This window comes from Pseudomonas sp. WPR_5_2, assembly GCF_003634475.1.
GTDB lineage: Bacteria > Pseudomonadota > Gammaproteobacteria > Pseudomonadales > Pseudomonadaceae > Aquipseudomonas > Aquipseudomonas izuensis.
In genome coordinates this window covers 345,951-368,144 of record NZ_RBLA01000002.1, presented here as the reverse complement: position 1 = coordinate 368,144, position 22,194 = coordinate 345,951, and the positions used below count along the sequence as shown (strand labels likewise).

General features: G+C 52.6%; 22 protein-coding genes. 6 read left to right on the top strand and 16 right to left on the bottom strand.

Annotated elements, in window-relative coordinates; all coding sequences use genetic code 11:
• Window positions 1-95: 95 nt before the first annotated feature.
• The 7 genes from BJ917_RS10365 to BJ917_RS10335 all read right to left on the bottom strand — a co-directional run bounded on the left by BJ917_RS10365 (window position 96) and on the right by BJ917_RS10335 (window position 6,324).
• The gene (locus tag BJ917_RS10365) at window positions 96-1,022 is read right to left on the bottom strand and encodes a 3-keto-5-aminohexanoate cleavage protein (RefSeq protein WP_121103302.1); all 927 of its coding nucleotides are present in this window, start codon (window positions 1,020-1,022) and stop codon (window positions 96-98) included.
• Window positions 1,019-1,558 (bottom strand): cupin domain-containing protein, encoded by a 540-nt coding sequence (locus BJ917_RS10360; protein WP_121103505.1) that lies wholly within the window; start codon window positions 1,556-1,558, stop codon window positions 1,019-1,021. The genes BJ917_RS10365 and BJ917_RS10360 overlap by 4 nt, the downstream gene beginning before the upstream one ends.
• Before the next feature lie 54 nt (window positions 1,559-1,612).
• Window positions 1,613-2,083 (bottom strand): PaaI family thioesterase, encoded by a 471-nt coding sequence (locus tag BJ917_RS10355; protein ID WP_121103301.1) that lies wholly within the window; start codon window positions 2,081-2,083, stop codon window positions 1,613-1,615.
• A gap of 11 nt (window positions 2,084-2,094) precedes the next feature.
• Window positions 2,095-3,084 (bottom strand): fumarylacetoacetate hydrolase family protein, encoded by a 990-nt coding sequence (locus BJ917_RS10350; protein WP_121103300.1) that lies wholly within the window; start codon window positions 3,082-3,084, stop codon window positions 2,095-2,097.
• Between the two features lie 13 nt (window positions 3,085-3,097).
• Window positions 3,098-3,943 (bottom strand): ABC transporter substrate-binding protein, encoded by an 846-nt coding sequence (locus BJ917_RS10345; protein ID WP_121103299.1) that lies wholly within the window; start codon window positions 3,941-3,943, stop codon window positions 3,098-3,100.
• A gap of 97 nt (window positions 3,944-4,040) precedes the next feature.
• Window positions 4,041-5,000: a PDR/VanB family oxidoreductase gene (locus BJ917_RS10340; protein WP_121103298.1), complete on the bottom strand. Its 960-nt coding sequence runs from the start codon at window positions 4,998-5,000 to the stop codon at window positions 4,041-4,043.
• 76 nt (window positions 5,001-5,076) lie between these two features.
• Window positions 5,077-6,324: a Rieske 2Fe-2S domain-containing protein gene (locus BJ917_RS10335; protein ID WP_158602481.1), complete on the bottom strand. Its 1,248-nt coding sequence runs from the start codon at window positions 6,322-6,324 to the stop codon at window positions 5,077-5,079.
• A gap of 281 nt (window positions 6,325-6,605) precedes the next feature.
• Between BJ917_RS10335 and BJ917_RS10330 the strand changes: the two genes are divergently transcribed.
• Window positions 6,606-7,169: a MarR family winged helix-turn-helix transcriptional regulator gene (locus tag BJ917_RS10330; protein WP_158602480.1), complete on the top strand. Its 564-nt coding sequence runs from the start codon at window positions 6,606-6,608 to the stop codon at window positions 7,167-7,169.
• A 61-nt stretch (window positions 7,170-7,230) separates the two neighbouring features.
• Here BJ917_RS10330 and hpaR read toward each other — a convergent pair whose 3' ends face one another.
• The 4 genes from hpaR to BJ917_RS10310 all read right to left on the bottom strand — a co-directional run bounded on the left by hpaR (window position 7,231) and on the right by BJ917_RS10310 (window position 11,338).
• A complete protein-coding gene (hpaR, locus tag BJ917_RS10325) occupies window positions 7,231-7,653 on the bottom strand; it encodes a homoprotocatechuate degradation operon regulator HpaR (RefSeq protein ID WP_121103504.1) in 423 nt (140 codons plus the stop codon).
• 300 nt (window positions 7,654-7,953) lie between these two features.
• Window positions 7,954-8,859, bottom strand: coding sequence for a plasmid partitioning protein RepB C-terminal domain-containing protein (locus BJ917_RS10320; protein ID WP_121103295.1), 906 nt, complete (start codon window positions 8,857-8,859; stop codon window positions 7,954-7,956).
• Between the two features lie 2 nt (window positions 8,860-8,861).
• Window positions 8,862-9,776: a plasmid partitioning protein RepB C-terminal domain-containing protein gene (locus BJ917_RS10315; RefSeq protein ID WP_121103294.1), complete on the bottom strand. Its 915-nt coding sequence runs from the start codon at window positions 9,774-9,776 to the stop codon at window positions 8,862-8,864.
• Window positions 9,773-11,338, bottom strand: a complete 1,566-nt coding sequence (locus tag BJ917_RS10310; protein WP_121103293.1) for a recombinase family protein — start codon at window positions 11,336-11,338, stop codon at window positions 9,773-9,775. The genes BJ917_RS10315 and BJ917_RS10310 overlap by 4 nt, the downstream gene beginning before the upstream one ends.
• A 707-nt stretch (window positions 11,339-12,045) precedes the next feature.
• Between BJ917_RS10310 and BJ917_RS10300 the strand changes: the two genes are divergently transcribed.
• Window positions 12,046-12,264 (top strand): hypothetical protein, encoded by a 219-nt coding sequence (locus tag BJ917_RS10300; RefSeq protein WP_121103291.1) that lies wholly within the window; start codon window positions 12,046-12,048, stop codon window positions 12,262-12,264.
• 212 nt (window positions 12,265-12,476) lie between these two features.
• Here BJ917_RS10300 and BJ917_RS10295 read toward each other — a convergent pair whose 3' ends face one another.
• From BJ917_RS10295 to BJ917_RS10285, 3 genes are read right to left on the bottom strand one after another with little or no spacing between them, the layout of a single operon-like run.
• A complete protein-coding gene (locus tag BJ917_RS10295) occupies window positions 12,477-13,382 on the bottom strand; it encodes a plasmid partitioning protein RepB C-terminal domain-containing protein (RefSeq protein ID WP_121103290.1) in 906 nt (301 codons plus the stop codon).
• Window positions 13,382-14,293: a plasmid partitioning protein RepB C-terminal domain-containing protein gene (locus BJ917_RS10290; RefSeq protein WP_256658537.1), complete on the bottom strand. Its 912-nt coding sequence runs from the start codon at window positions 14,291-14,293 to the stop codon at window positions 13,382-13,384. The genes BJ917_RS10295 and BJ917_RS10290 overlap by 1 nt, the downstream gene beginning before the upstream one ends.
• The gene (locus tag BJ917_RS10285) at window positions 14,290-15,855 is read right to left on the bottom strand and encodes a recombinase family protein (protein WP_121103289.1); all 1,566 of its coding nucleotides are present in this window, start codon (window positions 15,853-15,855) and stop codon (window positions 14,290-14,292) included. Before BJ917_RS10285 ends, BJ917_RS10290 begins: the two co-directional genes overlap by 4 nt.
• A 110-nt stretch (window positions 15,856-15,965) precedes the next feature.
• Here BJ917_RS10285 and BJ917_RS10280 point away from each other — a divergent pair, with 110 nt between their 5' ends.
• Complete coding sequence (locus tag BJ917_RS10280; protein ID WP_121103288.1) at window positions 15,966-16,310, top strand: hypothetical protein; 345 nt, start codon at window positions 15,966-15,968, stop codon at window positions 16,308-16,310.
• 186 nt (window positions 16,311-16,496) lie between these two features.
• Here BJ917_RS10280 and BJ917_RS10275 read toward each other — a convergent pair whose 3' ends face one another.
• Both BJ917_RS10275 and hpaA read right to left on the bottom strand, forming a co-directional pair.
• Complete coding sequence (locus BJ917_RS10275; protein ID WP_147432562.1) at window positions 16,497-17,171, bottom strand: hypothetical protein; 675 nt, start codon at window positions 17,169-17,171, stop codon at window positions 16,497-16,499.
• 985 nt (window positions 17,172-18,156) lie between these two features.
• Window positions 18,157-19,059 carry a 4-hydroxyphenylacetate catabolism regulatory protein HpaA gene (gene hpaA, locus BJ917_RS10265; RefSeq protein WP_121103285.1) on the bottom strand — a complete coding sequence of 301 codons (903 nt, stop codon included), beginning with the start codon at window positions 19,057-19,059 and terminating at the stop codon, window positions 18,157-18,159.
• Between the two features lie 177 nt (window positions 19,060-19,236).
• Here hpaA and BJ917_RS10260 point away from each other — a divergent pair, with 177 nt between their 5' ends.
• From BJ917_RS10260 to hpaE, 3 genes are read left to right on the top strand one after another with little or no spacing between them, the layout of a single operon-like run.
• Entirely contained in the window at window positions 19,237-19,911 is a 675-nt protein-coding gene (locus BJ917_RS10260) for a fumarylacetoacetate hydrolase family protein (protein WP_121103284.1), read from the top strand.
• A complete protein-coding gene (locus tag BJ917_RS10255) occupies window positions 19,908-20,678 on the top strand; it encodes a fumarylacetoacetate hydrolase family protein (protein ID WP_121103283.1) in 771 nt (256 codons plus the stop codon). The genes BJ917_RS10260 and BJ917_RS10255 overlap by 4 nt, the downstream gene beginning before the upstream one ends.
• Before the next feature lie 5 nt (window positions 20,679-20,683).
• On the top strand, window positions 20,684-22,144 hold the full coding sequence (gene hpaE / locus BJ917_RS10250; RefSeq protein ID WP_121103282.1) for a 5-carboxymethyl-2-hydroxymuconate semialdehyde dehydrogenase: 1,461 nt from the start codon (window positions 20,684-20,686) through the stop codon (window positions 22,142-22,144).
• Window positions 22,145-22,194: the final 50 nt, after the last annotated feature.

The following is a 22,194-nucleotide window of genomic DNA, read 5'->3' as shown; positions in this document are numbered from 1 at the left end:
AAGCCGGCCAATTGGCCGGCTTATCGATGTCATTACAGCGTCAACACTTTATCTACAGGATGTTCCGTCGCTTGATTGGCCCGCTGGATGCAGCGTTAAAAAGCAGTATTTGTCTTTCCCTTCAAAGAAAGCATTTCTCTTGCCTCTTGAGGGGTAGCGATTTCAAACCCCAACTGTTCGACAATACTTCGGATTTTCCGTACTTGTGCTGCATTAGAAACTGCCAACTCACCTCGCCCAATGTATAAGCTATCTTCAAGTCCAACCCTGACGTTTCCACCCATGATTGCCGCGAGAGTCGCTAGTGACATCTGGTCTTTGCCAGCGCCCAATACCGACCAGTGATACTGATCACCGAATAGACGATCAGCAGTTCGCTTTTGATGCATCACATCTTCGATATGAGCCCCCATGGCGCCACGCAATCCAAAAATTGTCTGGATGAACAACGGCGGCTTAACCAGTCCTTTATCCAGGAAATACTTGAGCGTGTACAAGTGACTAACGTCGTAACACTCGAACTCAAAGCGGGTACCCGTATCTCCAATGGTTCGCAGGATCCATTCGATATCGGAAAAAGTATTGCGGAAGACCAGATCCTTTGTGGCGTTAAGATGCTCCACTTCCCAGCTGTAACGCCACTCTCGATCCTTGCTAGCCATTTCGGAAAGGTTGAGGTTTATAGACCCCATGTTCAGGGAACACATCTCAGGTTGCAGCGCAACTCCTGCCGCTGCACGCTCGCTAATGGCCATTCCCGGACCACCACCGCCGGTAGAAATGTTCACGATTGCATCCGTTTCGGCCTTAATACGAGACACGAATTGACGGAAGATTTCAGGATCGCCAGTGGGCCGACCATCCTCAGGGTTTCGAGCGTGAAGATGAACGATCGCTGCTCCTGCGTTTACTGCTTCGATCGCCTGATCGCCAATCTCTTCTGGAGTAACCGGCAAATGAGGGGACATCGACGGCGTATGAGCACCACCTGTGATAGCGGCGGTTATGATAATTTTTCTCACAGTTCTTCTCCTTCTTTCAGCGCTAACAGGACAAACAGCATTCGACAGTTACGCCCTGAGCGATTCGACCAACTGTGGTTAGTTGCTCGCTGTACCAGCACGTCTCCTGGTCGCATAGCGGTCTCACCGTGATCCATCATCGCGACAATCTCGCCCTCGAGTACCACGGCGTAATCAAGCGATTCCGTTTTATGGAACCAGAAATGTCGAGGCTTCTTTTTGTCGCGAACACCTTCGCTATCGAGAAATTCGACCAACTTTTCTTGGTCATAAACTTCGTCTGGTGGAAAGTCGACTATCCGAAGAAGCGAACCATCGTCAGAATGAAAACCAAATTTGTGTCCGGCTGGCGCTGGATCCAAGCCTTCCGCGCGCCCCGCCCCCGTTGCCCAAACGACCTGTGCTACCGGTTTACCAGCTTGCGCCAGAACATTTGGAGTATTGGCGTCACTGGTAAAAATCGACTCACCAGCTTCGTTATGGCCAGTGACAATTCTCCGTACAGGCTTATAGGCCACTTCGGAAATGTTATTCATCATGCAACCTCAAAACGGTTCGTTTAGTTTCGTAATTAGCTAAATTTTTTTGACTCATGCCGCCTTTAGGCGACTCACCGGCAAAACCACAAATGTTGCTGACGAACTGGCAACCAGCACTTCTCGCTGAGGGTCATGAAGTTCGGCTCTGGCAAATGCAATTTGACGCCCCACACGCTCAACTGTTGCCTTTGCTTTCAACAACGACGGTTTCGCAGCCGCCTGCATGTTCACCGTAATGCTGGTAGTGGCACAGGTTTGCCCACAAGGCAGCGTGCTGAGCACTGCAAAAGCCATGGCATAGTCGAGCATGGTCATCAAGGTGCCGCCGGCAACAACACCATTTCCCTGAATGGCTGTTACTGGCGCTTCGAAACTGAGTTCGACAACTCCAGGGCGACCATGAACCAACCGAGCGCCAAGAGCACTTAGTCCAGCAGTCAGTTCGAACGGGATATCGAATTGGGCCTCTGAAATAACACGCTCCAAAAAAGCGCGATCTGGATTGTCATCGATCGTTTGCATAATACATTACCTCAACTTGGATAAATGATGCACTGCTGCCGCTGCTCACCCAGTCCAGCAATTGTGCCAGTCATAATATCGCCGTCGCGCAAGAAACGATTGTAATGAGTTCCATTGCCTGCAGGGGACCCGGTACAAATGACATCACCAGGCAATAACTTCGCGTACTTCGAAATGTATGCAATCTGTTGTTCAATTCCAAAAAGCATATCTGCAGTGGTCTCATCCTGCATTGTTTTGCCGGACACTGTCAGTTGCATCGAGAGGTTGTGCGGATCTTCAACGAACTGCTTGGGAACTAGGTACGGACCAAGCGGAAGAAAGCCTGGCTGCCCTTTCGATCTTAGCCAATCGGTACCGAGCATCTTGTAGTCAGTACGTGGAATCAGGTCGCGAGCCGAGATGTCATTGACGATCGTGTAACCGGCCACGTAGTCCATGGCATCCTCCACAGAGATATTGTACCCCCCCTTGCCTATCACTACGGCTAACTCCAGTTCCCAGTCGGGCTTGCTGGTAGTGGGTGGAAGAACCAAATCCTCATAGGCACCCGAAATTGCAGAGACTGGCTTGGTGAATACATAGGGCTCACCATTAGCGACCCTCTCATCCATCATTTCTTCGGCCCACGCCCTCAACTCTTCCTTGTTCAACCCTTCTGGCCCGACGTTTGAATCAACGGTCAAATCAACTACATGTTTTCGATAGTTTGCACCTGTGCAGAACACTTGCCGCGGCAGATCAATCGCGGGGCGAAACGTGAGTTGGCTTTCATCATACCAAGAGGAAGTAGTGGCGTTATTCACAATCGATTCGAGTGCAGCGTAACTGGCATCCCAATTTTCAAGTAGCGACAGCACATTTTTTTCTCGGAGAATATCGACCCCGAACTCCTCAGCCACGATGCTGACTGGAACAACCTTTCCGTCGACAACCAGACCAGCAAAACGGTGCTGCGGATTGGTTTTCAAAGAAAATGTACCGAGCGAGAACTTTTTCATGTGCATCTCCGAATTATTGTAAGAATGAGCCGTCGACAATTTGCTCATAGGTAAAATCCGCGCCAGGCAACCCAAGCAAAGCTCTCTGCCCAATAAGAAGCTCAATACCCTCGCGAGAGGGCGTCAGAGTTCCAGGAAATGTATTCACCAGTGCTGTTACTGCTTCGACAGGCATGCCAAGCAGCTTCAAAGCCTCTGTCAGCCTTGCTGTGTCGCCAGGCAGAATCGTTAGTGTGGCCTTGAGGATGCGAACCCACGCTTTCAGCGCTTCATTCGTATGGCTTACAGATTTCCTCACTACCAATCCTTGACCTGGAAAATTGGCAAATACATCCTGAATCGTTGCAATTTTTTTGAGTCCCCGCTGCACCGCCATGGTGTCGAACGGCGGTCCGAGCAATGTCGCATCACCCTCTCCCGCAACAAGTGCCGTAAACCGCTCACGCACCCCACCAACAGGTGTCAGGTGATAGTCGTCAGCACTGAGTCCTGCATCTTTGAGTAGCGCTCGGAGAGCAATGACAAAACCATTCTCGGGGGCATCAACCAGAATGTTGGCACCGCGCAAATCCGCAGGAGCTGACATGCTAGAGGAGCCGACCAGTTGTAACGGCGTGGTGGTTTCAATCTGAGCAATCACCACGAAGTCTTGCGGGCCTTGCCGGCGGTTCCAGTGCAGGACGTTGTCGATCGAGGTTACGACCGCGTCGACCTCTCCTGCACACAGTGACAAGTACTGCTCATCAGACGATTGAGTCATCGAAGATTCGAGGCGCAAATCTGCCGGCATCTGCCACGAGGCTGCTACCGCAATGGCAGGAGGGACAAACCACATCACACGGAGAGAGTCGTTGGACATTTTTTGTTCTCGTTGAAAGTACTCCATATATAAAACTATACGTATCGTATTGTCAACGAGCGGCCCCATGCTTGATAAAACCACTGGAGTGCGGGTGTTACAGGTCTAATACCATACGAGGCGTCTTGCTTCCTGAGCAGCAGACAAAAACCGTCTTGCCCGCCTGTTTTTCCGCCTCGCTGAGAATTGAATCGCGATGGTCTGGCGTGCCCTCCAACACCCTCACTTCACAAGCACCACAGATGCCTTCGCGACAGGAATGCATCACCTCTACACCGTTTTCAATCAGCGCATCGAGTATGCTTATACCCTGCTCGATCTTGAGGGTCTTGCCGGTCTTCGCCAGTACGATCTCATAGCCACCGGATGTCGCGGCTTCCTGCAGCGGTATAAAGCTCTCAAAGTGAACTCTGCTATCAGGGATGAAATGCGCCCTTGCTTGCTGGGAATAAGCCTCAATCATTCCCGCTGGCCCGCAACAATAATAATGCCGAGCCCCATCATCACCACGGAACAGCTCCTGGATGTGAGCAACGGTAGCCTCAACGTCATACCCCAACAGCATCTGAACCTTGTCCTGGGTAATGTATCCTTGCATCGCGTCGATCAACGCAGCGTGGTGCACACTGCGGGCGAAGTAATGAAGTTCCCAGTCCATTTTTTTGCTGTTTAAATGCTGTGCCATACACCAGAGTGGCGTAATTCCTATTCCGCCCGCGATCAGAACAGAACGATGCTCCCCTTCAGTTAGGGGAAACAGATTTCTAGGCTCACTGACCTGCAGTCTGTCTCCGGCACGCAAGCGCTCGTGAATCATGATTGATCCGCCGCGACTTTTAGGATCTTTGGCTACCGCTATGACGTAACGATTTCTCTCAGACGGATCGTTGAGTAATGAGTAACTGCGCAGAGGAATATTCTCAGCAATCACGTCAATATGAGCCCCTGGAGAAAATGCAGGAAGTACTGCCCCCCCTAGTCCCTTTAGCTCATACGCCAGTACCCCATCTGCCTCATGGGTAACTGATTTGATGTACACCTGGTATGTGTTTGGCATTTTGCAACCTAGCCCGAACTGTGATTTTTGTTGGAGCGCTAGGCCGTCAGCTCATCAAACTGACGGCCTAACGGGCTCAGAGATAAGACGCCTTTCGCTCTTGACGTCTCTGCTCCGTGTAGTCCTGAATCAAGGTCCCAACAGGAATCATGTCAGCCAACGCCCTCAATGAACGGTATTCGCTAGCTTGAGCCTGGATACTGTCCTCATTGGCTTCCGATTGGCGGATTCGCTCCATAAGCTCACGCCGCAATCGGACAATTGCGAGGTCCCCGCTACCCAAAAACTCCCGTGTCCGATCGACGATAGGAATACTCTCTGCGACAGCGTAATCCTCAAAAATAACGCCCGGAACTCCTGTCCAGCTTCGACCAGCACGCATTGCTTCGCGATCTTGGCCATAGTTGGGAAGCCCTTGGCGGGACGCAGCGAAGTTGTCATCCGACTCATCGGTGCCGAGCAGTGCGAAATCCGGGAGGTTTTCATCGATAGGTTGGCGCGAATCCCAGTAGACATACCATTGAAGGCTTCGCGTGTTGTTGACCGGAACCACGATAATCAGAAATCCCGCTTCTTGTTCGGTTGTGCCTATGAACGCAGTGCCCGGGGCTACGAACTCGGTAACACGAAGGTAGTCTTGCTCTTGACCTGTAGTACGCAACGAATACGACCGCAAGCCATATGGCTTACTTTCTAGTGTGTACTTCGGGGTGTCGTTGCCAGTGACTAGCTGAAGTCCTGCTTGGGGAAGTTCAGGATTAGCCGTGGTGTCATGGTGCAGCAGCCCGATATGGGCCGAGTCCATTAACGTTTCGACGTTTTGCAACCAGTTCGCTTCATTGTAAGACGCCCGAGGTCTGGCGTGCTTACGATCAAAATAGGTGAATGCATAGTCGGTGAAGGCCGGCGCTTCACCCTCCCCCAAATACACCCAAACAATTCCGCCGCCCTCGCGCACCTGAAACCCTTGGCCCTTTACCTTTTTGCAAAAAGTCTGATCTTTCTCGGTTGGCATTTTGGTGCAATTGCCCTGCGCATCAAAACTCCAACCATGAAAGATGCATGTCAGGCGGTTACCTTCATTTCGGCCCAACGCAAGCGAAACTCCGCGGTGCGGACACGCCTCATGAAGGAATCCGACGTTGCCATCATCTCCGCGGAAGGCGACATATTTTTCGCATAGCAATTCGACACGTTGAGGCGTGCCCCCAGGCTCAAGCGCTTCACTGCGTAGTGCGGGAATCCATTGCCGTTTCCAATACTTGTGCAGCGGTGTGCCAGGGGAAACGTCCGTAAGCAGGCGGTTTTGTTCAGCGGTCAGCATAGCGAGTCCCATTCTTGTTTTTTGGAAGAGCCGCGGCCAGGCGGCCAAATTTATCTTAATAAAAAAGTATCTCAGCAATTAAGATATATTTAGGCTATGCTCGCTTTTGAAGACCGTCAAGGGAATTCGTTAGCATGTTAACGCTTTGTGGTTAGCGCTCCTTCGGCCCGATAGCAGCTGGGGTCATCGCCTCTATGTCATTCCTTGTAGCGCTATGGCTGCAAGGCACACCTGGTTCGCGCTGGGGTATGATTACCTCAAAGCCACCTGATGGATTTTGCATGAACGATTTATTGTTTCCTGCCGCCAGCCCTGAGGCCGTGGCACAAGCGTGGCGCAATGAACGCCCGGATCTGGATCACGATGGACTGGCGATTACTCTTCGTATTCGAAGCCTCGCCATGCTCATTGATCATCACATTGAGGTAATCGCGGATGACCTTGAGCTTGGAATAAAAGATCTCATGCTGCTGTTCGCATTACGGCGAAGCGGTCCGCCATATTGCATGCGCCCTACCGATGTCTTTCGTCTACTCAAGGTGACGTCAGGCGCCGCAACGTATCGAGCGGACAAGCTCGTAGAACGCGGCGTCGCTAACCGGATTCCCGATCCACGCGATCGCCGAGGTCAATTGATTCAATTGAGTGAAGAAGGAATGCGCTTGGTAGATGTCGCCATCACCCGCTTGGCGGAGTCAAGCTCGAAATGCCTTGCTGCGCTCGACAGCAAAGAAGCAGAACTTGATCAGATCGACCATCTGCTGCACTCGCTGGAAGCCGGGTGGATGGAGATTACCCCCATCAGTGAAAACCCGCTCGCACGCTCTGACGCTCTCGGTCGGTGATGAACAGTCGAAAACTGCAGATGAGCGGATGTCGCCGATTTGAAATGGCACGTAGCCCTTTTCAGGGCTTTATCTTTTTAAGATCCTCGAGAAGCTCGAGCAATTTCTGCAGTTTCTTCTCACCAAACTGCCGCTGGATCTCGAGGTAGTTGCGCTCCATCCCCTCGCTCATCGACAAAAAACACTCATGCCCATGCTCGGTCAGATTGAGGAAAATGCGTCGCTGATCTTCAGTCGATTTCCTGCGAATGACCAGGCCGTCACGCTCCAGGCGCTTGAGCACACCGCTCATGCTGGGTTTGAGAATACAAGCCTGATGTGCCAACTGGTGACTTTCCAATTCGCCCTGTTGGCGCAGGATTCGAATGACTCGCCACTGCTGTTCGGTCAAATCATGATCGTTCAAACCAGGACGGAAAAACGTCATTACCGCTTCGCGAGCCTGGAGCAAGGTGAGTGTCAAGGAAGGTCTGGGATTGGACATATTGAATGGGCTATGTGAATAAGCCATCAGCTTACGGTTGGCGCTTAAGCAGCGCAACCGGTTGGAAATCGGCCGCACACCTACCCCCAAAAACAAATACGATTCAGCCATTGGGTAATTGCACAGACTTGCCCACCCACTTGCATTCGACCTGACCAGTCATTTGCATCGGATTTGACCAGCAAGACTCGTGGGCATGACCGGCAGAAAACGACCCATTGCGGTCATTCGCGAGTTAGCAACGATCGAATATAGGTTCAGTGTCTGCGGTGATGAAGTGAGTTCAGCTCACTAGAATTATCACTCTCTTTCAGGCTTCCTGGCGTCAGAACTGACCGCGTCCATGATCGCAGTTAACTCAACCAGAAGTTCTCCATGGCAACGGTTTAAGTAGCCCAATATGGTTTCATTGCGTAGTAGGCGGGCCAGATAACCTTTGGCAACGACCAAAAACAGCATCGTCTCCCCCAGCGTGTCCTCCACTACCTTGTAATCGTGAAACAGCTTTTCCATCTCGCGTTCCATTCTCGCCAGTTCTTCAACGCTGACCTCGGTGGTGATTTTCGTTTTTTTTTCGATCAACATATCCGGTCTTGAAGCGGCAAGTACCATGTTGGCATAGGTCTGGGTGAAGCAATTGGCGGAAACCATCAGCTCCACGGTTTCAATCTGGCGAATGGGTTTCATTTTTCTTAATGTGCGGAATACGCCTTGGCCAACCATTTTGACTTTAAGCATTTCTACCACTTCGGGTGCAATGCCATCCAGCAAGCGTTGTCGTTCATGGATGCGCTCAATGTTGATGCCCAAGACCTTAGCGATCAGGGCGGGGGAAATGCCTTTACGGACAGCGGTGAGAATCATCTTGTTCTCTTGCACGGGAGTTAGGCGGTTGATCTGGCGGTTGTAGGTAAAACCTTCGTCATCAGTTGACAGCAGGCACAGTGCTTCACGGACACCCAGTGCTTTCAGGGCGTGAAGGCGAAGATGACCGTCGAGCAACACGAAGGCCGCCGCCCCCTCCACATTGGTTTGTTGCCGATGCACCGCCAGCGGTTCAATGACGCCTAACTCCCGAATCGAGGTCAGGATCGTTAAGTATTTTTTGGTCTGTTCTATATCCTTGTCCATAGATCGGGTCGGGAGAATCCGGTCGAGAGGGACCGGGATGATTTCCCGCTCAAAGCCTTGCTTTACCTGGCCCATGATCACCCCTCCCCTTGGATACGGTCAGCCAGCGACTTAGGCATGTCCGCGATGTTTTCGTTGCGCAGCAGCGCGCAGAAGTAGTCGTCCGCGAGCAGTCGGCGCATAGCTGTGACGATGATCAATACGCGCTGTTCATTGATGTCGGCTTTTTTGAGCATTACTCGCTGCCGCCTGACTTCGGTCTGGTAGGTGCTCAGAAGTTTTTGCGGCGTCGTCGGTTGGTCGGCGGCTGATCGCTGTTGACCGTAGTGCTTTCCTAAAAATCGACGCCTATCGATCAGGCGTCTGACCTTAATCAACTGCTCGCCTTTCAAGACACCGGTTTCATAGGCTTCCATCATCGCGACCTGTACTTCGGTATCACTCGACCTAGCCACCATCGTCGCGAGCGTGATCGGTAACCAGCCTTTTTCGACTGCTGCGATGAGCCGCTCTTCCCCTTGACGTAAGAGCAGGAGAATAGCGTTGATGTAGGTGGGATCGAGGCTGGTCTTAATGCTGATCTGTTTTGTGGTGTAGCCACGGTCAGACAAGATTTGAATGGAGTAGAGCAAGTCTTTGTTCGTGTGCTTACGGCGGGCCAGGTTTTCGACCAGGCTAATGAGAAACCGGTCAGCTTCACTGGCACTGACAACGACACAGGGAATTTCTCGTTCGCCCAACGCACAAAAGGCTTCGTATCGGCCTTGTCCACAGACCAGTTCGAAAAACCCAGCATTGTCTTGGTCGTTGCTGGGCGTGACCGTAATCGGTCGCTTCAGGCCCAGGCTCGAAATGTTTTCGACCAGCTTGGCAAACACCTGTTTGTTGCGCGCACGGGGATTGAGGACGCGGATACGATCCAGGCTGACCATTTGGACGGTCGTCGCTTCGCCTACATGGTGCGGGCTTCGAGGGTGTTGCGGCATGTTCATGCGGCTCTCCCCACGACAGTGCGACGAGACAGTTGCGCCAGGGCTTCGAGGCTATCGTAGCGATAGATTTCCAGGTTAGAAGCGTTGGACTCACTCAGACGAATGTTGGACTGTTGAATATCGAGCGTTGGCAGGATGTAGTAATCGCGGGCGATCTCTTCCCCCGGCTCCATACGGACGGCAACGGTGATATCGGGTGAGAGGCCAAGATCGAAGCGTATTTTCCAACGATTTGCTCCCGAGCCACTGCGCTGACAGCGGCACAGCACTAGAGAAATCAGTAGCTCTTCGTTGACTTGGAGCAAATCGCTGGTTGGGTCGATTGCAACTCTTCCCCCGATTTGCTGAATGTGCTCGACCGTTCGAGCCAGCATCAGTGGATACATCAGTCGAAGTTGATGGTTGGCGGCAACGTAGTCGTAGTCTCGCGAAGGAGTGTAGCCAATGAGCGAGTACGTGCGAAGAAGACTGCCAAATCTATATTGATACGCTGTGCTGGAGGGGCAGTCGTCAGACTCATTGATGATCAGGCCCGATAGATAACCCGCTTTCTCGTACAATTTTTTGAGCCGTTCAAGCATTTCGGCGTCGGGCATGCGATAGCTGCGTGACTGGATGATCTCTTGGGCAGCGGCGAACAGTACGCGGTCGACTAAAGCAGGAAAGACACTATCCGCCCGTATCCATTGGTCTGGATCATTCCGCACATGTTCTTGTTTAAGTTTGAAGGAGGACCGGTTCCAGACGTTGTTGCCAATGTACTTCTCGTTGGTCAGGACCTGATGGACACCCCCTTTGGTCCACGGTCTGGCTAAGTCATTTTGGAGTCCTCGACTGTTCAGTTGTTGCGCAATCTCCGTTTCCGAATAACCGGCTTCAACAAATCGTTCGTAGATCCAATGAACGGTTGCAACCTCGTCCGGCGGTCCAGGAATAAGCTTTACGCGGTCGGTTTGGATGCTTTTGTGTTCGCCAATCGCCAGTTCCGCTTTAGGGTTGCCAAGCGCGTCTACCAACTGACGCCTGAGCCCGTAGCCGGCCATACCACCCTGTCGATAGCCCAACTGGATGAGGCGAGATTGTCCCGCAAAGACTTTGACGGACAGTTCCCGACTGTACTCGCCAGCCATCATTCGCTTCAGGCTTTTTACGATGTTAGAAACGGGTGAGCCGTCATTGGAAAATTGTTCCGCGCAATAATGAACTGAGACCCCGGCTTGTCGGCAACGGACTTCGAAGCTGGCCGCTAAATCCGGATCTTGAAAACGCCCCCAGCGGCTGACGTCGTAGACGAGAATGGTCGAAAAACTGAGCGCGCCGCTCTCAACATCGCTAAACAGTTGAATTAGAGCATCACGTCCTTCCAGACGAAGGCCACTCTTGCCTGCGTCGGTATAAATTCTGACTATTTCGAGGGAATGCGCCGCTGCGTAGAGCTTGATTGTGTCGAGCTGATTTTCAGTCGAGTACTGCTGATGCTCTGTGGACATCCGGACATAAGCCGCTGCCAAACCTGGGTCTTGGCGGGTGTTTTCCGAACGAGCACTTTTACGACTGCGCATACGCATTAGCCCCCTGCGTGCATCCACACTGGACGTGCGCCGTTGGGGCGTCCACGTTTTTGCTGGCTACTCAAGCAAGCGGTGTGTCTTCCAACCATAGAGGATCACAGGGGGAAAAATGTTTCCTAAAAAGGGCAAAACTTTTCCGAACAGACAAGAATATGCATCGGGGCTGGCGGTGGCGTTACAAGGTGAGTTGGGCTCGACGCACCAAGCCGTGAAGACACTGATGAGGTGGACGGATGCAAACGAGCGGACTGCCAAAAACTGGTTAAAAGGAACTAGTGGACCTCGTGGGGAACATCTTGCGCGCCTTGTACAGCACTCAGATGCTGTATTGGCGACCTTCCTCGAGATGGCCAAGCGAAATAGCTACATAATGCGCACAACCCTTCCATCATTGAGGAATGATCTGATGCGGGCGGTGAGTGCGATTGATTGTTGTTTGTCCGCAGTGAGCGAATCTGAGCAGGATTAGGGGTTAATGCTCATCGGTCCGTCTAGTGGCCCCCTCATGTGTCTGCGCAGCAAAAAAGCAGACATACGTTTTCATGTGTTTGAGAAGAATTTTCTGCCCATGTCTCAAGCTTTTGCTAGAAAGGACATGGCTAAGGCGAACAAACGGGGGGCTGAGCGATTACCTACTCAGCCTTAGTCAGCAGCGAAATGAACTAGGCTCCATGAACCACTCATCAAGGACGACCGTCATGCCAGACAAATCAGAATGCAAGATTGCCACGGCAGATGCTCTGACCTTAATCGTGCACAACCAACACGCCCTAGGTGCGGCAATAGAAGAAATCACCAAGTGGCTTTCAGAGAATGGAGTAGAGAGAGTTGCAGTTAACGCAGCCGTGGCCATGGAAACACTAGACATAAATGCTAAAGCGATTACGGATGCGATTATGCGTGTACGGCGGTCTTAGAGAACTGTCCTTGACACAAATGACTGGGAGCTCGGGTGTGAGACCTTTCATTCACGATCACCAGCTATCGACCCAAAGCGTGAGTTCTGGCATGGTGGCCTCAAGGGAAGCTGGTTTCGGTTAATTTTGAATAGCAGCAAAGGTAGCAGGTCTGCGTTAGACATCGTATTCCTCCATGGAAATGAAGAGAGTAGCCCTTCAATTCCGGGGCGCTATTCCCGTTCCAGCTGCCGGGCATCTGAAGTAACTGCCTCCATTATCGAGACCAGCTCTTCGAGTAGTTCTGCGTAGTGATGAGTCAGGTAGAGGGCAATGGCCTGATTGCGAAGTAGGCGCATGAGGTACCCCTTAGCCACAACTAAGACCAGCATAGTTTCTCCCAGGGTATCCTCGACTTGTCTGTAGTCATGCTGCAGGTTTTCCATTTCCCGCTCCATGCGAGCGATGTCCACCACACTGACCTCATGGGTTAGCTTTTTTTTCTGTTCAATTAGCATCTCAGGCCGAGACGCCGCCAACACCATTCGAGCGTAATTTCTGGTGAAGCAATTGGCCGAGATCATCATTTCTACCGTTTCAATCTGGCGAATAGGCTTCATCTGACGAAGGGAGCGAAATACGTCCTGCGGTACCATGCGAACCTTGAGCATTTCCGCGGCCTCTGGGGCTATGCCACGCAATAAATTTTCTCTGTCGTGGACTCGATCCACATTGATCCCTAGCACCGTAGCAATGCGAGACGCTTCGATACCCTTTTTCAACGCAGAGACAATCATCTTGTGTTCTTGTATCGGCGTCAGTCGGTTGATTTGCCGATTGTAGGTAAAGCCCTCGTCATCGGTAGAAATCAGGCATAGCGCTTCAGTCGCTCCAAGGAACTTCAGCGCTTCGAGCCGAAGGTGTCCATCCAAAAGCATGAACGAGGATATCCCTCCAGCTATTACCTGTTTGGGATGAACCACCAATGGTTCAATAACGCCTAATTCTTTTATTGAGCTCAAAATGCTCGCGTATTTTTTACTGCCAGCGATCAAGTGCTCGACCTTTCGCGATGGAAGGATCTGTTCAACCGGAATCGCAATGACGCGCTGCTCAAATGCCTGCTTGATCTCTGCCATCACTGCTTCTCCCCAAATATTCTGTCAGCCAGGGGCTTTGGCAAATCAGGGATATCTTCATTGCGAAGCAGGGTGCTGAAGTACTCGTCAGCCATTAATTTACGCATGGCCGTAACGATGATCAGCAGTCGTTGTTCATTGATGTCGGACTTTTTGATCATCACTTTCTGGCGCCGAACTTCCTTCTGATAGGTGTTAAGGAGCTTCTGTGGAGTCGTCTTCTCTGTGCTTGCTGGCATTTGCCCATACTGCTTGCCGAAGGTTTTTCGTTTATCAATCAGACGGCGTACCTTCATCAGCTGCTCGCCTTTAAGCAGGCCGCTTTCGTAGGCATCTATCATGGCTTGTTGGACGTCACTGTCCTTTGAGCGGGCAATGTCTATCGCCAGCTTGATGGACAGCCATCCTTTCTCGACAGCAGCAATAAGCCGCTCCTCTCCTTGGCGTAGCAACACAAGAATGCCTTGTATGTAGCCACTATCAAGACAGGTTTTACCGGCTATCTGCTGGCAGGTGTAGCCACGTTCCGAGAGAACCTGGATCGCAGTCAAGAGCTCGCGATTGGAATGCTTCCTGCGTGCCAAATTCTCAACAAGGCCGATCAGGTATCGATCCGCCTCACTGGCACTCACCACGATGCAGGGGATTTTCTTCTCACCCAATGCTTGAAATGCTTCAAAGCGACCTTGGCCACAAACAATCTCAAATGCCTCAGTGCCGCTGGTCGTGGGAGCCACCGTGATCGGACGCTTCAGCCCTAATGCCGAGATGTTCTCGACTAATTTGGCGAATACCTGCTTGTTGCGCATCCGAGAATTGAGTACGCGGATATCTTCCAGTGGGATGAGTTGAATCGTCGACACTTCCGCGATATGCATCCAGGCTCTGCGAGGGGTTTGAATAGCTGTCATGCCACCCTCCTGTAATCAGCGCGGCGCGTTAGTTCCGAAAGGATATCCAATGTGTCGAACCGGTAAATCTCGAGGCTAGCCTGGTTGCTCTCCGCCAGGCGTAGGTGAGGTGTTTCCATGTCGATGCTGGGCAGGATGTAGTAGTCCTGGGCTGCCTCTTCGAGCTCTTTCATCCGTACGGCGACGGTCAGGTCAGGATTCAGGCCTAAGTCGAAACGAATGTTCCATCGCTTAAAGCCAGCTGTGGAGACCTGACAGCGACAGAGCACGAGGGAAATGGACAACTCCTGGTTAACCAACATGAGATCGGTGCTTGGATCAACCGCAACATGGCCTCCTACCTCTGCGATTTTCATAGTCGTTTGCTCAAGCAGTAGCGGGTGCATCTTGCGAAGCCGTTTATTGGCTTCGATGTATTGGTAATCCCGCGCAGGGGTGTATCCGATCAGGGAGTAACAGCGGAGCAAGCTTCCAAAGCGATGCTGGTAGGCACTACTTGAGGGACACCCTTCCGCATCATCAATGACAAGCCCTGACAAAAAACCTCGGCGTTCATAGATGGCCCTCAATACGTGCAGCATTTCGTCATCGGGCATCCGGTATGAGCGCGTTTGGATGATCGATTGGGCTGCCTGAAACAGGATTGAGCTGACAATCGGGCTGAAGACACCATTAGCTCGCACCCATTCTTCAGGTGGGTTTTGTGTTCGCGTCTGTTTCAGTTTGAATGAGCTGTGGTTCCAGACGTTATTGCCGATGTACTTTTCGTTGATCAACACTTGATGCACAGTGCCTCTAGACCACAATCGAGAGCGGTCATTGAGCACGCCGCGAGCATTCAACCAATCAGCGATCTCACGTTCGCTCCTGCCTTCCTCCACGAACAATCGGTAGATGTGGAGCACCATTTCGACTTCGCTAGGTGGGCCGGGTACCAAGATCACACGATCAGTTTGGATGCTTTTATGTTCACCTAAACTCAGTTCGTTTTTGGGTGAACCAGTACTGTCGACTAATTGCCGCCTTAGCCCGAAGCCTGCCGGGCCACCCTGACGATAACCCAGCTCGATCAGCCGAGATTGACCCGCAAAGACTTTTACTGACAGTTCCCGACTGTATTCGCCCGCCATCATCCGCTTTACGCTTTTGACGATATTGGAGACCGGCGATCCGTCGTTGGTGAATTGCTCTGCACAGTATTGAACGGAGACACCAGCTTGGCGGCAGCGCACTTCATAACTGGCGCTAACGTCTGGATCCTGGAAGCGGCCCCAACGACTGACATCGTAGACAAGGACTGTTGAGTATTCGGCACGACCGGTCTCCACGTCGAAAAACAACTGCTTCAGTGCATCTCGTCCCTCCAGGCGAAGGCCACTTTTGCCCATATCCGTGTAGACCTTAACGATCTCAAGCGTGTGGGTAGCCGCATAAATGCGAATGACGTCGAGCTGATTTTCGGTCGAGTACTGCTGGTGCTCTGTGGACATGCGGACATACGCGGCTGCCAAGGTCGTGCTTGATTCATTGTGAGCATCACCCGCGTCAATGAGCGTGTGCATCGACACCATCCTCAATCTAACCCACGGCTGCTGGGGCGACCTCAGTGCCGTGATCAGTCACCGCGTTTTCGAAATAGCTCTATTGAAGGTAGAAGACCGGGGAGAGAAAAATGTTCACGAAAACGGGCAGTTCTTTTCTGGCTCAAAAACAATATGCAGCGGAGATCGCTAGGGCTCTTCACACCGAGCTCGGCGAAACGCATCAGGCGACGAAAACACTGATGCGTTGGACGAACGCGAACGAGCGGACTGTTAAGAATTGGCTGGCCGGCAGTAATGGTCCGCGAGGCGAGCATTTGGTGGCACTGGTCAAGCACTCTGACCTTGCCCTGGCTGCGTTTCTTGGTATGGCAGGAAGAAGGCATGCGCTTACTGCATCGGAACTCCCAACACTCAGGCAGAAGCTTCAGATGGCATTAGAGGGAATTGATTTGTGCCTAACGACTAGCGATTGAGCTTTGTAACCAGGCCGAAAACAGCAAGCTCTCATTACGAAGAGTGTCCGCTATTGGCCGGTTTCTGCCTGTCGCGACTGGCTGAAAACGACCCAAAGTGGTCTGTAGGTGAACTAGAAAGTACTCGGAGACTGGCGAAGCCAGCCCTAGCAGAATGTAGATGCAATGACTCGATAAGCGGCACGTTTACTGCCCATTTTGAGTAACGCGGTACTCAAGTGAGTTCGCAGATGCAGCGAGCACCTCTATGACGTAGCCAGAGACTGGCAGGCGTTTCTCCCCTGGGGCGAGACGGATGGCAACAGTGTCGCCAGGTATGGCAAGGTGATAGTCAGTTCCTGAGCTGACGGTTGTGGACGAAGCCGTGGTCTGCGCCCTGCCTGAGACGAGAGTTGTGTTGCCCATACTGCTCGCAGTGCCGGAGCCTGTTGTCGTAGCTGAACCGGACGTAACGGACATTGGGGTCCGAGTGAGGGTTGTTTCGTTGCTGAGAATGTCCACGTCCTTCCGGTATAGAACGACAACTCCGGATGGCTCTATGCCCGCGAAGCGGATCTCCGAAAAACCTTCCTTCGTTTTACGGCCCCACATGTCTGCTTTGCCGACTACGTTTTCGAGATTGCGCTCTCGATCTATTCGCAACACGACATCCCCTCTACCTGCAAGAAGTACCTTGTCAATCGACTGCGCTGGTTTTGATGTGTGCTCGATTGAGCCGCATGCGGAAAGACACAGCAAGAGAACGACAGCACCGAACCTCACCATAGGTAACAGACTCCGATTGCAAAGCGGGATTGGTGTAGCAAGCGCAAGATTCTGAGTCAGTGTAGGTGCCGGATCAAATACCAGCAGTTTGTCCATTGGCCGCTTCTGGCCGTTCTCTGCCGGTCATGCCCACGAATCGTACTGGTCAAATCCGATGCAAATGACTGGTTAGGTCGAATGCAAATGGGTGGGCAAGCCCGTGCAATTACCCAAAATGCAAACAGGTATGAAAACCAGCGCAATTCGCCACCTCGGTGTTAATCACTTTTCTGTCTTGTTAACTACCGAGTTCACAGTGCAAAAATTAGGTTAACAAGTCGACGAGTTGAGCCCTACAGAAGCTACCGCTCTGATCTAGGCTTTTGCGGGTATAGCGCGCAGAAGCAAGAGTGTCTGCGCCTTGTCCGTAAGCGTCCGGCCAAGCCACCTAGGCATACGGATTATGCCCGTTGAGCCGCGTCGACTAGATCAAGCTCATGATCGCCGCAGCCAGTTTTCCGCTGCGTATCGATCCGGCGAAGAGCCAGTTCTTGCTGCTAAGAGACTTCTGAACCGGGGGCTGAGGGATTATCGGGGTGAATCTAGGTGATCCAGGAGGTGACAGCAGAATTGACATAGCGATTATGGGTTGACTATTGTTCATCTGCGCCTAGGCGTGAACCACAGGGTGGTTACAGGGATCTTCAGATCGCACCCCTCTTCTGATGAAAGTCAGATGGCCCAGTGCCAGGTAACAGTGTCCTGCCCCTTCGAACGCATGCAATCGACGGCTGAGAATCCCGCCTAGAGCGGGATTCGTCGTTTTTGGCCCTTCAACTACCCGGAAGTAAATATCGAAATTTCTGGCATGTAAATGCCCCAAGGCGTGAGTTAGGAGGCGCTTTCGTGGACGTCTAAATCGGGGGCGAAGCGACCTGCGACCGGGCTGCTTTTGGCCGTTCTCTGACGGTCGTCACGATGTCTTGTGCTGGTCAGGTCGAATGCAAACGATTGGTCAGCACGGATGCAAATGACTGGTCAGTGGCAATGCAAATTGGTGGTCAAGTCCATGCAATTATGCAGCCATCCAAAATACACGTCGCTAGCGAAAACCCGAGTGTCGCTGACGATACTCTCCCGGCGTCATTTCTGCATTGCGCTGAAAAAAACGGCTGAAATATGCCGGATCCCTGAAACCCAGCAAGTAGCAGATTTCATTTGCCGAACTTCCCGTGAACAACAGCAAGCGTTTGGCTTCCTGCATGACTCTTTCGAACACCAAGCGCTTGGATGGCAAATCGGCAATACGTCGACAGACGTCGTTAAGCCGCGCTTCGGTAACACCAATGGCCTGCGCATAACGGCCAAGCGCCCAGTGCTCAAGATAATGCTCTTCAATCAATGCATTGAATCTATGAAAGATCTGCAAGTCTTCACGTCGCGTGGGCGTGGCTTCGAGAGGGTTTGCGCACAGCCGTAATACGCTGACCATGATCAGTCGAGTCAGACTTAGCACCGCCGCACTGTGACCGGCAGCCCCACTGCTCATTTCCCCTCGCAGTTCTTCGAATAGGAATGTCAGACGCCGCGCTTCGCTTTGCAGCTCAGGCTTGAGGTGATCAAGCGCCACACAGGCAGGCGGAAGTTGTGGACCCAATGCCAGCCCGGGATCGCTTTCGATCAATTGCCAGATTAACTGCTGGCGAACGGTAAGCACGTGGCCATCGCTGTCCGCCTCAGTCACGAAAGAATGGGGAATCGTCGGAGGGGTGAGAAAAAACATGGGGCCGGACTCAACGTACTGCTGATCATCAAGATAGACCCTCACCGTTCCGCTTTTGACGTAATGCACCTGGAAAAATCGATCGTGGCGGTGCACGGGCATGTTGCGCCCAAAGAAACCCGCCAGGTTGCCGAGCTTATCGTAATGCACCTCGCTATCGCTGTAGCGCTGATCGTAGACCTGGCCGATGTTGATGTTAGGAATTGGATACCGATCGCTCATCACACACTTCTCATTGTTTTTAGTCCCGACATCCCCGCCACCATGGTGCACCCGTTGCGAGTAAACCGCCATGAACGATAAGGCGCTTGACGATCATTAACATATTAACTATAACGATAACATGTTAACAATAATTAGGCTGGACACCTCCAGTCCCGCCACTGCCAGGAGAGAAGCATGAGCCCTGCCCTGCATGACGTTGCGACCGGCACCCTGCTCGGTGTAGCGCTGAACTACCAGGGGTTGCTACTGAAGCGCCTTACTGAATTCGAACAACCGCCGTATCAAAAGCCGCCTGTTAAACCGGTTTTGTTCATCAAGACGCCCAACACGCGCAACGTACATGGCGGTGCCGTGGTGCATCCCGGTGCAGGAATTTCATTGCAACCTGGCCCGGCTCTGGGGGTGGTGATCGGCAAGGATGCCAGTCGAGTGAGCGTTGCCGAGGCTCTGAATCACGTTGCTGGCTATACCATCGTCAACGAATTCAGCCTTCCGGAAGAGAGCTACTACCGCCCTGCCGTTAAAGCAAAATGTCGCGATGGCTTCTGCGCTATCGGCCCGGAATTCGTACCGCGTGATCAGCTTGCCAATCCACATGACTTGACCCTGCAGCTACTAGTCAATGGCGAGCTTCGACAAGAAGACTCAACCGCAAACTTCGTACGCAAGATTCCTCAGCTTATTGCCGAAATCAGCGAGTTCATGACTTTGTATGCCGGAGATGTGTTGATCACCGGGACGCCTTTTGGCCGTGTCGATGTCCTGCCAGGTGACCGCGTAGACGTAGAAATCCAAGGTCTGGGATGCCTGACCAATGTCATCGTTGCCGAGCAGGAGGGCACCGTATGAAACACGCTCGTATCCGATTCGAAAGCCAAACACATTCCGTCACAGTTGATGCGGACAACATTGTGCATCTAACCGATGGCCGCTCCCTCAGCGAAGACCAGGTCGAGTGGCTGCCGCCGGCCAATGGCAACATGTTTGCCCTTGGCCTGAACTATGCCGATCACGCCGCCGAACTCGCCTTCGCGCCGCCAACCGAACCTTTGGTGTTCGTAAAATCACCGGGCACCTATACCGGACACAATCAGATTACCTGGCGACCTGACAACGTTGCCTACATGCACTATGAGTGCGAGCTGGTTGCGGTCATCGGAAAGCCTGCACGCAACGTCAAGCGTGAAAATGCGCTGAGCTATCTGGCGGGTTACACCGTGTGTAACGACTACGCGATCCGCGATTACCTGGAAAACTACTACCGCCCAAATCTGCGGGTAAAAAACCGTGATGCCACGACGCCGGTCGGTCCGTGGATTGTCGATGTTGCAGATATCCCCGATCCGAGCAATCTGAAACTGCGCACCTGGATTAATGGTGAGCTGCGCCAGGAAGGTTCGACCAAGGACATGATCTTCGACATCCCTTACCTGATCGAATACCTGTCCAGCTTCATGACCCTGCAGCCCGGCGACATGATCGCCACCGGCACCCCGGAAGGGCTTGCGGACGTAGTTCCGGGTGATGAAGTGATTGTTGAAGTTGAAGGCGTTGGTCGCCTCGTTAATCGAATTGTCAGCGAAGCGGATTTTTTCTCCGCACGTAAAGGGGCTTGAGCAATATGATCAAACATTGGATCAATGGCCGCGAGGTCGAAAGCAAAGATACTTTCACCAACTACAATCCGGCCACCGGCGAAGCGATTGGCGAAGTGGCTAGTGGGGGTGCGGAAGAAGTCGCACAAGCAGTGGCCGCGGCCAAGGAGGCCTTTCCTAAATGGGCCGCTACCCCAGCCAAAGAGCGCGCACGACTCATGCGTAAACTTGGCGAGTTGATTGAGCAAAACGTTCCACATCTGGCCGAACTGGAGACCCTGGACACGGGCCTGCCGATCCATCAGACCAAGAACGTGTTGATTCCGCGTGCTTCGCACAACTTCGATTTTTTCGCCGAAGTCTGCACCCGCATGGATGGTCATAGTTACCCTGTCGACGACCAAATGCTCAACTACACCTTGTACCAACCAGTGGGCGTTTGCGGCTTGGTGTCCCCATGGAATGTGCCGTTCATGACAGCGACTTGGAAGACTGCACCGTGTCTAGCGCTGGGCAACACTGCCGTCCTAAAAATGTCAGAGCTTTCGCCGCTGACGGCCAACGAACTGGGTCGCCTAGCTGTCGAAGCTGGCATCCCGAACGGAGTGCTCAACGTCATTCAGGGCTATGGCGCTACTGCCGGTGACGCGCTGGTACGGCACCCAGACGTAAGAGCGATTTCCTTCACCGGTGGTACCGCTACCGGCAAGAAAATTATGCAGACCGCCGGCCTGAAAAAATACTCCATGGAGCTGGGCGGCAAGTCCCCTGTGCTCATCTTTGAAGATGCCGATCTGGAGCGCGCCCTCGACGCGGCGTTGTTCACCATCTTCTCTCTCAATGGAGAGCGCTGCACCGCTGGTAGCCGTATCTTCATTCAAGAAAGTGTTTACCCGCAGTTCGTGGCTGAGTTCGCGGCACGTGCCAAACGCTTGATCGTTGGTGATCCTCAAGACCCGAAAACCCAAGTCGGCTCGATGATCACCCAGGCTCACTACGACAAGGTCACCGGCTACATCAAGATCGGCATCGAAGAAGGCGCCACCCTCCTCGCCGGTGGCTTGGAACGTCCGGCGAACCTGCCAGCTCACTTGAGCAAAGGTCAGTTTATCCAGCCGACGGTGTTCGCCGATGTGAACAATAAAATGCGCATTGCCCAGGAAGAAATCTTCGGTCCGGTGGTGTGCCTGATTCCGTTCAAGGATGAAGCCGAGGCCCTTCAACTGGCGAACGACACCGAGTACGGCCTCGCGTCCTACATCTGGACCCAGGACATAGGCAAGGCCCATCGCCTGGCCTACGGCATCGAAGCCGGTATGGTATTCATCAATAGCCAGAACGTGCGAGATCTACGTCAACCGTTCGGTGGTGTGAAAGGTTCCGGTACCGGACGCGAAGGTGGCCAATACAGCTTCGAAGTTTTCGCCGAAATCAAGAACGTTTGCATTTCCATGGGCAATCATCACATCCCTCGCTGGGGACTCTAAGCAGCCGATAGCCGCTACTGAAGGCTGCGATTAGGCGCGCATCGCGCTCA